The sequence below is a fragment of the Klebsiella sp. LTGPAF-6F genome (assembly GCF_001753185.1).
GTDB lineage: Bacteria > Pseudomonadota > Gammaproteobacteria > Enterobacterales > Enterobacteriaceae > Klebsiella > Klebsiella michiganensis.
In genome coordinates, this window is sequence record NZ_CP017450.1 from 1,557,827 (window position 1) to 1,570,813 (window position 12,987).

11 protein-coding genes, 1 pseudogene and 1 other annotated feature are annotated in these 12,987 nt (G+C 56.3%); of the genes and pseudogenes, 9 read left to right on the forward strand and 3 right to left on the reverse strand.

Going from position 1 to position 12,987, the window contains the following annotated elements:
• Positions 1 to 42 precede the first annotated feature (42 nt).
• Positions 43 to 693: pseudogene (gene acrR / locus BJF97_RS07295) on the forward strand (multidrug efflux transporter transcriptional repressor AcrR).
• A gap of 130 nt (positions 694 to 823) precedes the next feature.
• Positions 824 to 4,165, forward strand: a complete 3,342-nt coding sequence (gene mscK / locus BJF97_RS07300; protein ID WP_014228209.1) for a mechanosensitive channel MscK — start codon at positions 824 to 826, stop codon at positions 4,163 to 4,165.
• Between the two features lie 35 nt (positions 4,166 to 4,200).
• Here the strand turns inward: mscK and BJF97_RS07305 are convergent, their stop codons facing one another.
• The 3 genes from BJF97_RS07305 to priC all read right to left on the reverse strand — a co-directional run bounded on the left by BJF97_RS07305 (position 4,201) and on the right by priC (position 5,918).
• Entirely contained in the window at positions 4,201 to 5,136 is a 936-nt protein-coding gene (locus tag BJF97_RS07305; protein WP_032694160.1) for an Rpn family recombination-promoting nuclease/putative transposase, read from the reverse strand.
• Between the two features lie 66 nt (positions 5,137 to 5,202).
• Positions 5,203 to 5,376: a pleiotropic regulatory protein RsmS gene (rsmS, locus tag BJF97_RS07310; protein ID WP_064506547.1), complete on the reverse strand. Its 174-nt coding sequence runs from the start codon at positions 5,374 to 5,376 to the stop codon at positions 5,203 to 5,205.
• A 14-nt stretch (positions 5,377 to 5,390) separates the two neighbouring features.
• On the reverse strand, positions 5,391 to 5,918 hold the full coding sequence (priC, locus tag BJF97_RS07315; RefSeq protein ID WP_032694161.1) for a primosomal replication protein N'': 528 nt from the start codon (positions 5,916 to 5,918) through the stop codon (positions 5,391 to 5,393).
• A gap of 69 nt (positions 5,919 to 5,987) precedes the next feature.
• Between priC and BJF97_RS07320 the strand changes: the two genes are divergently transcribed.
• The 7 genes from BJF97_RS07320 to adk all read left to right on the forward strand — a co-directional run bounded on the left by BJF97_RS07320 (position 5,988) and on the right by adk (position 12,880).
• Positions 5,988 to 6,365 carry a DUF454 family protein gene (locus BJF97_RS07320; RefSeq protein ID WP_004848353.1) on the forward strand — a complete coding sequence of 126 codons (378 nt, stop codon included), beginning with the start codon at positions 5,988 to 5,990 and terminating at the stop codon, positions 6,363 to 6,365.
• 150 nt (positions 6,366 to 6,515) lie between these two features.
• On the forward strand, positions 6,516 to 7,067 hold the full coding sequence (gene apt, locus BJF97_RS07325) for an adenine phosphoribosyltransferase (protein WP_004099669.1): 552 nt from the start codon (positions 6,516 to 6,518) through the stop codon (positions 7,065 to 7,067).
• Between the two features lie 91 nt (positions 7,068 to 7,158).
• Positions 7,159 to 9,066 (forward strand): DNA polymerase III subunit gamma/tau, encoded by a 1,908-nt coding sequence (gene dnaX / locus BJF97_RS07330; RefSeq protein WP_032694162.1) that lies wholly within the window; start codon positions 7,159 to 7,161, stop codon positions 9,064 to 9,066.
• Positions 8,399 to 8,463 (forward strand) — a sequence feature (DnaX frameshifting element). (Overlaps the previous gene by 65 nt.)
• Before the next feature lie 57 nt (positions 9,067 to 9,123).
• Positions 9,124 to 9,456 (forward strand): YbaB/EbfC family nucleoid-associated protein, encoded by a 333-nt coding sequence (locus BJF97_RS07335; RefSeq protein WP_004099673.1) that lies wholly within the window; start codon positions 9,124 to 9,126, stop codon positions 9,454 to 9,456.
• Positions 9,456 to 10,061: a recombination mediator RecR gene (recR, locus tag BJF97_RS07340; protein WP_004129946.1), complete on the forward strand. Its 606-nt coding sequence runs from the start codon at positions 9,456 to 9,458 to the stop codon at positions 10,059 to 10,061. The genes BJF97_RS07335 and recR overlap by 1 nt, the downstream gene beginning before the upstream one ends.
• Positions 10,062 to 10,172: 111 nt before the next feature.
• Positions 10,173 to 12,047: a molecular chaperone HtpG gene (gene htpG, locus BJF97_RS07345; protein WP_009653565.1), complete on the forward strand. Its 1,875-nt coding sequence runs from the start codon at positions 10,173 to 10,175 to the stop codon at positions 12,045 to 12,047.
• Positions 12,048 to 12,235: 188 nt separating this feature from the next.
• Entirely contained in the window at positions 12,236 to 12,880 is a 645-nt protein-coding gene (gene adk / locus BJF97_RS07350; protein ID WP_004848363.1) for an adenylate kinase, read from the forward strand.
• Positions 12,881 to 12,987: the final 107 nt, after the last annotated feature.

The following is a 12,987-nucleotide window of genomic DNA, read 5'->3' on the forward strand; positions in this document are numbered from 1 at the left end:
CACAAATGTATGTAAACGTAACCTCTGTAAACTCATCGACCTATGGCACGAAAAACCAAACAACAGGCGCTTGAGACCCGGCAACATATTCTGGATGTTGCTCTGCGTCTGTTTTCGCAGCAAGGCGTATCATCCACCTCGCTGGCCGCAATTGCAAAAGAGGCCGGTGTGACGAGGGGCGCTATCTATTGGCATTTCAAAAATAAATCAGATTTATTTAATGAAATATGGGTGCTTTCAGAAGCCAACATCAACGATCTCGAAGTTGAGTATCGGGCAAAATTCCCCAACGATCCACTGTCAGTTGTCAGAGAGATCTTAGTGTATATCCTTGAAGCAACGGTGACAGAAAAACGCAGGCGCTTGATGATGGAAATCATTTTCCATAAATGCGAGTTCGTCTGAGAGATGGTCACGCTGCAAGAAGCGCAGCGAAGTTTATGCCTTGAGAGCTACGATCGTATCGAGCAGACATTAAACGAGTGCATTGCGGCGAAGATGCTGCCCGCCAATTTACTCACCCGGCGGGCGGCGATTTTAATGCGCAGCTATCTTTCTGGCCTGATGGAGAACTGGCTGCTGGCGCCCAACGCTTTCGATCTGCAGCATGAAGCGCGGGCATATGTCGAAACGCTGCTTGAAATGTATCAATTGTGCCCCTCTCTGCGCAGTTCTGAAGGCGCGGAAGCTTAAGTATCCTCGCGGACAAAAGGGGTATTTTTCCTGCTGTCCGCCGCTATTCGCGCGATAACAGAAGTGCTATTCTTCGCGCTGCGACGATCCCCGGTATTCTCCGGCTTTTGCAATCACTCATGTTAACACTATGCTGCATACTATCCGTTGGCGAAACGCCATATCCGCTTTTGTTCTTACCCTGATGTTTTTTATCGGCTGTATTAGCGTTAACACGGCGCTGGCGGCTGACTTACCCGAACGTTCCGAGGTGCAAAGCCAGCTCACGACGCTGAATAAGCAAAAAGAGCTGACCCCGCAGGACAAGCTGGTTCAGCAGGACCTGACCCAGACCCTGGAAACCCTCGATAAAATCGAACGCATTAAGTCGGAAACGACGCAGCTGCGTCAGCAGGTGGCTCAGGCGCCAGCGAAAATGAATCAGGCTATCGATAGCCTCAACGCGCTAAGCGATGTTCCCGATGATGAGGCGACGCGTAAAACGTTGAGCACGTTATCGCTACGTCAGCTGGAATCGCGCGTCTCTCAGACGCTGGACGATTTGCAAAACGCGCAGAACGATCTGGCAACCTATAACAGCCAGTTAGTCTCCCTACAAACCCAGCCGGAACGTGTGCAGAATGCGATGTACTCCGCTTCGCAGCAGCTGCAGCAGATCCGTAACCGCCTGAATGGCACCTCGACGGGCGAGGAGACGCTGCGTCCTACCCAGCAGAGTTTGCTGCTGGCGCAGCAGGCTCTGCTGAATGCGCAGATAGACCAGCAGCGCAAAAGCCTGGAAGGTAACACGGTCCTGCAGGATACCCTGCAAAAGCAGCGTGATTACATCACCGCCTACAGCAACCGTCTTGAACACCAGCTTCAGTTATTGCAGGAAGCGGTGAATAGCAAGCGCCTGACGCTGACGGAAAAGACGGCTCAGGAAGCGGTTTCCCCGGACGAAACGGCGCGTATTCAGGCAAACCCGCTGGTGAAGCAGGAGCTGGAGATTAACCACCAGCTTAGCGAAAGACTGATTTCGGCGACGGAAAATGGTAATCAGCTGGTTCAGCGCAACATCAAAGTGAAGACCTGGCTCGATCGCGCTTTGCAATCCGAGCGTGATATAAAAGAGCAGATTTCCGTGCTGAAAGGCAGCCTGCTGCTGTCGCGTATCCTTTATCAGCAGCAGCAAACGCTGCCCTCTGCGGAGGAGCTGAGCGATATGACGAACCGCATCGCCGACCTGCGCCTCGAACAGTTTGAGGTTAACCAGCAGCGCGATGCGTTGTTCCAGAGCGATGCGTACGTCGCGAAGCTGGAGGAAGGGCACAGCAGCGATGTCAATGCCGAAGTGCATAGCGCGCTTCTCGAAATCGTTGATATGCGCCGGGAGCTGCTCGATCAGTTCAACAAACAGCTGGGTAACCAGCTGATGATGGCCATTAACCTGCAGATCAATCAGCAGCAGTTAATGAGCGTGTCGACCAACCTGAAAGCCATTCTGACGCAGCAGATTTTTTGGGTAAACAGTAACCGTCCGATGGACTGGGAGTGGGTTAAAGCCTTCCCGGAAGCGCTGAAAGGGCAGTTTAAGGCGATGAAAATCACCGTAAACTGGGAAAAAGCCTGGCCTGCGGTATTTATCGCTTTCCTTGCCGGCCTGCCGTTGCTGCTGATTGCCGGTCTGATTCGCTGGCGCCTTAACTGGCTGAAAGCGTATCAGGCGAAGCTGGCTTCACAGGTGGGGCAACTGCGCAATGACACTCAGCTTCACACGCCGAAAGCGATTCTTATCGATCTGATCCGCGCGCTGCCTGTGGTGCTGGTGATTCTGGCCATTGGCCTGATTCTGCTGACCATGCAGCTGAATATCAGCGATTTGCTGTGGGCCTATAGTAAGAAGCTGGCGCTGTTCTGGCTGGTGTTTGGCCTGTGCTGGAAGGTGCTGGAAAAAGACGGCGTGGCGGTGCGCCACTTTAATATGCCGTCGCAGTTGACCAGCCACTGGCGGCGGCAGATTGTCCGCGTCAGCCTTGCGCTGCTGCCGCTCAATTTCTGGTCGGTGATGTCGGAGCTGTCGCCGCTGCACCTGATGGATGACGTGCTCGGGCAGTTTGTTATTTTCCTCAACCTGCTGCTGATTGCGGTGCTTGTTCTGCCGATGTGCCGCGAAAGCTGGCGTGATAAAGAGTCCCACAGCCTGCGCCTTATCACCGTCACCGTGCTATCGATTGTGCCCATCGCCCTGATGGTGCTGACGGCAACCGGCTACTTCTACACGACGCTGCGTCTGGCCGGCCGCTGGATTGAAACCGTTTACCTGGTGATGCTGTGGAACCTGCTGTACCAGACCGTTCTGCGCGGCCTGAGCGTGGCCGCCCGGCGTATTGCCTGGCGCCGTGCGCTGGCGCGTCGTCAGCATCTGGTTAAAGAGGGTGCTGAAGGGGCCGAACCCCAGGAAGAACCGACGATTGCCCTGGAGCAGGTTAACCAGCAAACGCTGCGTATTACGATGCTGGTGATGATTGCGCTGTTTGCCGTGCTGTTCTGGGCGATTTGGTCCGATCTGATCACCGTGTTCGCCTATCTCGACAGTATTACGCTGTGGCATTACAACGGTACGGAAGCCGGCGTCAGCGCCGTGAAAAGCGTCACCATGGGCAGCCTGCTGTTCGCGATTGTCGCGTCGATGGTCGCCTGGGCGTTAATCCGCAACCTGCCGGGCCTGCTGGAAGTGCTGGTGCTATCGAGACTCAATATGCGCCAGGGGGCGTCGTATGCAATTACGACCATCCTTAATTACGCCATTATTGTTATTGGCGCGATGACGGTATTTGGCTCGTTGGGCGTTTCGTGGGACAAACTTCAGTGGCTGGCGGCCGCCCTGTCGGTTGGTTTAGGGTTTGGCTTACAGGAAATCTTCGGTAACTTTGTTTCCGGTCTGATTATTCTCTTTGAGCGCCCGGTGCGTATTGGCGATACGGTGACCATTGGTACCTTCTCCGGTACCGTCAGCAAAATCCGCATTCGCGCCACGACGATCACCGATTTTGACCGTAAAGAGGTCATTATCCCGAATAAGGCCTTCGTGACGGAACGCTTGATCAACTGGTCGCTCTCCGACACCGTCACCCGCGTGGTCATCCGCCTTGGCGTGGCCTATGGTTCCGACCTGGATAAGGTTAAAGAAGTGCTGCTCCAGGCCGCGCATGAGCATCCGAAAGTGATGCAAGAGCCCGCGCCCTCGGTCTTCTTTACCACCTTCGGCGCCAGCACGCTCGATCATGAACTGCGCCTGTACGTGCGTGAACTTCGCGATCGCAGCTATGCGGTGGATGAGCTTAACCGCGCTATCGATCGTTTGTGCCGCGAGAACAATATTGACATCGCCTTTAACCAGCTGGAGGTGCATCTGCGCAATGAGAAGGGCGATGAAGTGACAGAGGTGAAGCGGGATAAGGGCGACGATGCCTCCCCGGCGATAAGCTAAGCATAACGGGGCGGTGGGTATCCGCCCCGCAGATGTTAAAGGCTGAGCGAGGAGAGTTCTTCCTGGCTCAGACCGGTCAGTTCCATCACCATCTTCGGCTCCAGCCCGCAGGCGAGCATTTTCAGGGCAATGCTGTGCGAGATTTCTCTACGGCCCTCCTGCAAACCTTCCTGCAAACCTTCCTGTCTGCCTTCTTTTCTACCTTTTTTACGGCCTTTCTCTTCCAGCCATTCGGCAATTGTCATCAGTAGCTCCTTGTGCCTGGGCGACTGCTTCGCCAGCTCGCGAATCAGGGGCCCGGGTTTTTCCGAGGTTCCCGCCTGCAGCATATAGCTGATGAGGATATTGATCTGGTTTTCCGTCAGATATCCTTGCGCCAGCAGCGTAATCAGCATCGGTTGCAGTTCGGCCAGATCGCGCTGGCGAATATGCTTTTGCAACAGTTCCAGCATCGCCATACGCTGGTGGCGGAGGATATGATTATCTGGCATAACGGTCAGGTCCACCAGCGGAAAATCTCCGCCGTACAGCGCGCCGGCAAGCTCAGGATAGTCAAAAAGCTGGAGCCAGTTGAGCGTATGTGGCCAGGGGCTGACGGTGCCGTGATAAAACAGAATCGGGACCACCAGCGGCAGCGTATTGTGGCCGGCATCCAGGTGGCGCTGCATGGCGGCCAGCGTATAGCGCATCAGGCGAAAAGCCATCAGCTTATCCGGCGAGCTTTGATGTTCAATCAGCGCGTAGATATATCCCGCGCCGTGCTGCGTTTGTAGGGAGTAGAGAATGTCGGAGTAGCTGGATCGCAGGTCTTCCTCGATAAAGCTGCCGGAAGCCAGCTGCAGCGTATTGAGATCGCAGATACTTAAAAACTGCGCGGGAAGATAAAGCTGTAAAAAATCGCGAGCGACCTCTTTCTGGGCCAGCATTTGACGAAAAATAGCATCGTGCGGCGTACGTGAGAATCTTTCCATGAGCATCTATCCGTTGTGGTAAGGGGCAGGCGACAACTCTGCCACCCCCAACGATCCGCCAACAGACTACTCCTGTGCGTTTTGCGAGGACTCTTCCGCACTTTTTACTTTGTTTTCATAGTCTCGACGGATAATTTCCAGCGCAGCTAGCACGGTTTGCGCAGGAACTTTATTCTCCTCAAGCAGCATAATTAAATCGACGGCCAGCTTGACCTCGTCAGGGGCATTTTCCAGCGACATACTTCTTCCTCCCGTTAGCGCGTTAAGCGGGCTATTCTGTTTTCAATTTTTTCCAGCGCGTCGCGACAGCGGGCCAGGCGCCCGGTATAGGCTTCAACTTCCTTTGCCAGCCGCTGCTGGTCATCAAGGCTAATGGCTTGCGCCAGTCGTCTTTGTCGGTCGTTGCGCATGGCCAGCAGGCGCCGTTCATACTCCTGATGCTGTAGACGTCGGCGCTGCCAGCGGCTAAGCGTTGGCGACGCGCTATCCCAGGCGCGTAATGACCAGGTCGCCGTTTCCCGGTTAATCGCGGCGATTTGAGCAACGAGACGTTCCGCCAGCCAGGCGACCTGCGCAAGCTGCTGGCGTTCGGCCGCCTGTTTTAACGCCGTAAAGCCGTCTCTGGCCTCATTGAGATAAGCCTGCATCTGCGTGCTGCGGGTACGGAACAGCTGACGATCGAAGCGCGGGCTGAGGGTCGCGTGATTGGCCATGGGCGCCACCTGAGCGGCCAGCTCCGCAAGCTGGTTTTCCAGTGAATGTAAAAGCCGGGCGGTTTTCAAATAACTCCTCCATCCCCTGATAAGCAACTGTGCTACATTAGCGTTATCTTCGTGATAACGATTCGCATTATGCCACGTATTATTTTGATCATCATTGGCTGGCTGGCGGTAGCGCTGGGAACGCTGGGCGTGTTTTTACCGCTACTGCCGACGACGCCGTTTATCCTGCTTGCCGCCTGGTGCTTTGCGCGCTCGTCGCCGCGCTTTCACCACTGGCTTTTGTATCGCTCATGGTTTGGCGGCTACCTGCGTCACTGGCAGAAATACCGCGCCATGCCGCCGGGCGCGAAGCCGCGGGCGGTCGCGATGATTTTGCTGACCTTTGCCATTTCGCTGTGGCTGGTTAATCTTACCTGGGTGCGCATCTTGCTGCTGATCATTCTGACCTGTCTGCTGATATTTATGTGGCGCATTCCGGTGGTTGATGCAAAGCAACAAAAGCACTGATGCGCAATAATGATGGTTGCAATTGTCGCTGACAGCCAGTAAATTCTGGCGTTTTCGAGCGCGGGTAAGCCTGGTCAAAGGTTAAACAAAAGTTTCTTTGGCCCATTTGGCATGCCCGTGAGTAACACCGTTTTAATCAGGCATACACTTATGACCGCAACAGCACAGCAGCTTGAATATCTGAAGAACAGCATCCAAAGCATCCAGGACTATCCGAAACCTGGCATCCTTTTCCGTGATGTCACCAGCTTGCTGGAAGACCCGAAGGCCTACGCGCTCAGCATTGAGCTGCTGGCCGAGCGTTATAAAGACGCGGGGATTACCAAAGTGGTGGGCACCGAGGCGCGTGGCTTCTTATTTGGCGCACCGGTTGCGCTGGCGCTGGGCGTAGGCTTTGTTCCGGTACGCAAGCCGCGTAAGCTGCCGCGTGAAACTATCGCAGAAAGCTACGAGCTTGAGTACGGCACCGATCAGCTGGAAATCCATGTCGATGCGATCAAAGAAGGCGATAAAGTCCTGGTGGTTGACGATCTGCTGGCAACCGGCGGCACCATTGACGCCACCGTGAAGCTTATTCGTCGCCTGGGCGGTGAAGTGCACGATGCGGCCTTTATTATTAATCTGTTCGATCTGGGCGGCGAGCAGCGCCTGGAAAAACTGGGAATCAACTGCTATAGCCTGGTCCCTTTCCCGGGCCACTAAGCAAATCCCACCACATAGCCTCGCTGATTGAGCGGGGCTGTGATAGCATGACCCCTCGTGATTTCACCTTCCAGCGTTTCAGAGCCAGCCCATGAGTTATCAGGTCTTAGCCCGTAAATGGCGCCCACAAACCTTTGCTGACGTCGTCGGCCAGGAACATGTGCTGACCGCACTGGCGAACGGCTTGTCGTTAGGGCGCATTCACCACGCATATCTTTTTTCCGGTACCCGCGGAGTCGGTAAAACCTCTATCGCGCGCCTGTTGGCAAAAGGATTAAACTGCGAAACCGGCATTACCGCCACGCCGTGCGGCGTCTGCGATAACTGCCGTGAAATAGAACAGGGGCGCTTTGTCGATCTGATTGAGATCGATGCCGCCTCGCGCACCAAAGTCGAAGATACCCGCGATCTGCTGGATAACGTCCAGTACGCGCCGGCCCGCGGTCGCTTCAAGGTCTATCTGATCGATGAAGTCCATATGCTTTCGCGCCACAGCTTCAACGCGTTGTTAAAAACGCTGGAGGAGCCCCCGGCGCACGTTAAATTTCTGCTGGCGACGACCGATCCGCAGAAGCTGCCGGTGACCATTCTTTCCCGCTGCCTGCAGTTCCATCTTAAGGCGCTGGACGTCGAACAGATTCGCCATCAGCTGGAGCATATTCTCGGCGCCGAGCAGATCGCTTTTGAACCGCGCGCGCTGCAGCTGCTGTCGCGCGCGGCGGACGGTAGCCTGCGCGATGCGTTAAGCCTGACCGATCAGGCCATTGCCAGCGGCGACGGTCGCCTGACGGCTGAATCCGTCAGCACCATGCTCGGCACCCTTGACGACGATCAGGCGCTTTCGCTGATTGAGGCGCTGGTGGCTGCCGACGGCGAGCGGGTCATGGCCGGCGTCAATGAGGCTGCCGCCCGCGGCGTGGAGTGGGAGGCCTTGCTGGTGGAGATGCAAAGCCTGCTGCACCGTATTGCGATGGTTCAGCTCTCGCCGTCGGCGCTGGGAGCGGATATGGCCGCGATTGAGCTGCGCATGCGCGAGCTGGCGCGGACGGTGCCGCCAACCGATGTTCAGCTGTACTATCAAACGCTACTGATTGGCCGCAAAGAGCTCCCGTACGCCCCGGACAGACGAATGGGCGTCGAGATGACGCTTCTGCGTGCGCTGGCTTTCCATCCGCGTATGCCGCTGCCGGAACCGGAGGCGCCGCCGGTGCAGGCTATTCAGGCCGCACCGGCCCAGCAGGCTGCCCCGGCATCCGCGCCGCCGTCGCCGCCGCCGAATTTGCCGCAGACCACCAGCCAGGTGCTGGCGGCCCGCAGCCAGCTGCAGCGTAGCCAGGGAGCGCCCACCCCAAAAAAGAGTGAACCGGCAGCCGCTTCCCGCGCGCGGCCGGTGAATAACGCTGCGCTGGAACGACTGAGTTCAATTACCGAACGCGTACAGGCGCGTCCGGCGGCGGCTGCGCTGGAGAAAGCGCCGGCGAAAAAGGAAGCCTATCGCTGGAAATCGACGACGGTTGTTGAAGCCGTAAAAGAAGAAGTGGCGACGCCGAAGGCGCTGAAAAAAGCGCTGGAGCATGAAAAAACGCCGGAGCTGGCGGCAAAGCTGGCAGTCGAAGCGGTCGAGCGCGATAGCTGGGCGGCGGAGGTCAGCCGGCTTGCGGTACCCAAACTGGTAGAGCAGGTCGCCCTGAACGCCTGGAAAGAGCAGGAGGGCAATCGCGTCTGCCTGCATCTGCGTCCGAGCCAGTGTCACCTGAATTCGGCGGGCGCGCAGCAAAAGCTGGCGGAAGCGCTCGGTATTTTGTACGGTACGCCGGTTGAATTGACCATCGTGGAAGATGATAATCCCGCGATGCGCACGCCGCTTGAGTGGCGGCAGGCAATTTATGAAGAAAAGCTCGCGCAGGCGCGTGAAGCGATTATTGCGGATAATAACATTCAGACGCTGCGTCGATTCTTCGATGCGGACCTGGATGAAGAGAGTATTCGCCCCATTTGATTGCAAGTCTGACTTGCGGTCAGCATCCTTAACGATGACTTACTGAGAGAGAAGCCTATGTTTGGTGGAAAAGGCGGTCTGGGTAACCTGATGAAGCAGGCCCAGCAGATGCAAGAAAAAATGCAGCAGATGCAGGAAGAAGTGGCCCGACTGGAAGTGACCGGTGAATCCGGCGCTGGCCTGGTAAAAGTCACCATCAACGGCGCGCACAACTGCCGTCGCGTTGAGATCGACCCGAGCCTGCTGGAAGACGACAAAGAGATGCTGGAAGATCTGGTGGCTGCCGCGTTTAACGACGCCGCCCGCCGCATTGAAGAGACGCAGAAAGAAAAAATGGCGTCCGTGTCCGCCGGTATGCAGCTGCCGCCAGGCTTTAAGATGCCGTTCTGATGCAGACCAGTCCGCTGTTAACGCAGCTTATGGAAGCACTGCGCTGCCTGCCGGGCGTCGGCCCGAAGTCGGCGCAGCGCATGGCGTTTACCCTGCTGCAGCGCGACCGCAGCGGCGGAATGCGCCTGGCGCAGGCGCTAACGCGCGCGATGTCGGAAATCGGCCACTGCGCCGATTGCCGTACCTTCACCGAGCAGGAGGTGTGCAATATTTGCAGCAACCCTCGGCGCAAGGAAAACGGCCAGATCTGCGTGGTAGAGAGCCCAGCGGATATCTACGCTATCGAGCAGACCGGGCAGTTTTCCGGTCGCTACTTTGTGCTGATGGGCCACCTGTCGCCGCTTGACGGTATCGGGCCGGATGACATTGGGCTCGATCGTCTGGAACAGCGTCTGCGTGACGAATCTATGCAGGAAGTGATCCTCGCGACCAACCCAACGGTAGAAGGGGAGGCGACGGCCAATTATATCGCCGAGCTCTGCGCGCAGTATGGCGTAGACGCGAGCCGTATCGCCCATGGCGTACCGGTCGGCGGCGAGCTGGAGATGGTTGACGGCACGACGCTATCCCACTCGCTCGCCGGGCGGCATAAGATTCGTTTTTAATCAAACGGAGGCGCTTTTCGGGGCCTCCGCTTGAAAACTTCTCCCTCTGTCCCCATCTCACCCTCAACGGTTTTTTTACCATTAACAATGGCATTGTTGAGGTTGATTTAGATGAAAGGACAAGAAACTCGTGGTTTTCAGTCAGAGGTCAAGCAGCTTCTGCACCTGATGATCCATTCTCTTTATTCCAATAAAGAAATTTTCCTGCGTGAGCTGATTTCCAACGCCTCCGATGCGGCCGACAAGCTGCGCTTCCGCGCGCTGTCCCAGCCGGATCTGTACGAAGGCGACGGCGAACTGCGCGTGCGTGTTTCATTTGATAAAGACAACCGCACCCTGACCATCGCCGATAACGGCATTGGTATGAATCGCGATGAGGTCATCGACCATCTCGGCACCATCGCCAAGTCCGGCACCAAAGCGTTCCTTGAGTCCATGGGCTCTGACCAGGCGAAAGACAGCCAGCTGATTGGCCAGTTCGGCGTGGGCTTCTATTCGGCGTTTATTGTTGCCGATAAAGTTACCGTCCGTACCCGCGCGGCGGGCGACAGCGCCGAAAACGGCGTCTTCTGGGAATCCGCTGGCGAAGGCGAATATACCGTTGCCGACATTAACAAAGCCGATCGCGGTACCGAGATCACGCTGCACCTGCGCGAAGGCGAGGACGATTTCCTCAACGACTGGCGCGTGCGTTCGATCATCAGCAAATACTCCGATCACATCGCGCTGCCGGTGGAAATTGAAAAGCGCGAAGACGTTGACGGCGAAACCGTCATTAGCTGGGAGAAAATTAACAAAGCCCAGGCGCTGTGGACGCGCAATAAGTCGGAAATCAAAGACGACGAATACAACGAGTTTTATAAGCACATTGCCCACGATTACAGCGATCCGCTGACCTGGAGCCACAACCGCGTTGAAGGTAAGCAGGAGTACACCAGCCTGCTGTATATCCCGTCGCAGGCGCCGTGGGATATGTGGAATCGCGATCATAAACACGGCCTGAAGCTGTACGTGCAGCGCGTCTTCATCATGGATGACGCCGAGCAGTTTATGCCGAACTACCTGCGTTTCGTCCGCGGCCTGGTCGACTCTAACGATCTGCCGCTGAACGTGTCGCGTGAAATCCTTCAGGACAGCAGCGTCACCCGCAATCTGCGAACCGCGCTGAGCAAACGCGCCCTGCAGATGCTGGAAAAACTGGCGAAAGACGACGCGGAAAAATATCAGACCTTCTGGCAGCAGTTTGGCCTCGTGCTGAAAGAGGGGCCGGCGGAAGATCAGGCCAACCAGCAGGCCATCGCCAAACTGCTGCGTTTCGCCAGCACCCATACCGACTCCGCCGCGCAGACCGTGTCGCTGGAAGAGTATGTCTCCCGCATGAAAGAAGGGCAGGAGAAGATTTACTACATTACCGCCGACAGCTACGCTGCCGCGAAAAGCAGCCCGCATCTGGAACTGCTGCGTAAAAAAGGCATTGAAGTGCTGCTGCTTTCCGATCGCATCGACGAGTGGATGATGAGCTATCTGACCGAGTTCGACGGTAAGCCGTTCCAGTCGGTGGCGAAAGCCGATGAGTCGCTGGATAAGCTGACGGACGAAGTGGATGAAACCACTAAAGAAGCCGAGAAGGCGCTGGAGCCGTTCGTTGAGCGTGCCAAAACGCTGCTCGGCGACCGGGTGAAAGAGGTTCGTCTGACCCATCGTCTGACCGATACGCCGGCCATCGTCACCACCGACGCGGATGAAATGAGCACCCAGATGGCAAAACTGTTTGCCGCTGCGGGCCAGGCCGCGCCGGAAGTGAAGTACATCTTTGAACTGAACCCGCTGCATCCGCTGGTAAAACGCGCGGCGGATACCCAGGATGATGCACAGTTCGGCGAGTGGGTTGAGCTGCTGCTCGATCAGGCGCTGCTGGCCGAGCGCGGTACGCTGGAAGATCCGAACCAGTTTATCCGCCGCATGAACCAGCTGCTGGCGTCGTAATCTTTACCCTCACTCTACCCCTCTCCCGCTGGGAGAGGGCCGGGGTGAGGGCATCAAACCGCACTCTACGTAAAATATCTCACCATTAACCGTTTCAGCCGCCCCGCCTTCCTTGAGCCATCCGCGTTCTGGTGGTATGGTTTAGCGTTTTTTGAAAAATTGAATCAACTTTTGAGGGGATTTTCGTAATGCGTATTATTCTGCTTGGCGCTCCGGGCGCGGGTAAAGGAACTCAGGCTCAGTTCATCATGGAGAAATACGGTATTCCGCAAATCTCCACCGGCGACATGCTGCGTGCCGCGGTGAAGTCAGGCTCCGAGCTGGGCAAACAGGCGAAAGATATTATGGACGCCGGTAAGCTGGTCACCGACGAACTGGTTATCGCCCTGGTCAAAGAGCGTATTACTCAGGAAGATTGCCGCAACGGTTTTCTGCTGGACGGCTTCCCGCGCACCATTCCGCAGGCTGACGCCATGAAAGAAGCGGGTATCACCGTGGATTACGTGCTGGAATTCGATGTTCCTGACGAACTGATCGTTGACCGCATCATCGGGCGTCGCGTTCACGCAGCTTCCGGCCGCGTTTACCACATCAAATTTAATCCGCCGAAAGTTGAAGGCAAAGACGACGTGACCGGCGAAGAGCTGACCACCCGTAAAGACGACCAGGAAGAGACCGTGCGTAAGCGTCTGGTTGAATATCATCAGATGACGGCTCCGCTGATCGGCTACTATCAGAAAGAAGCCGAAGCGGGCAATACCCAGTACGCGAAAGTCGATGGCACCAAAGCGGTGGCCGACGTTCGCGTTGAACTGGAAAAAATCCTCGGTTAATTCCGTTAGTTCTCATCCCGCCGCGGCGGGGTGAGAACTCCTCTCATTTTACCTTTTTCTATGATTGGTTCCGTTTAGCGCCATTTCAGCTACAATTGTCAGCGATT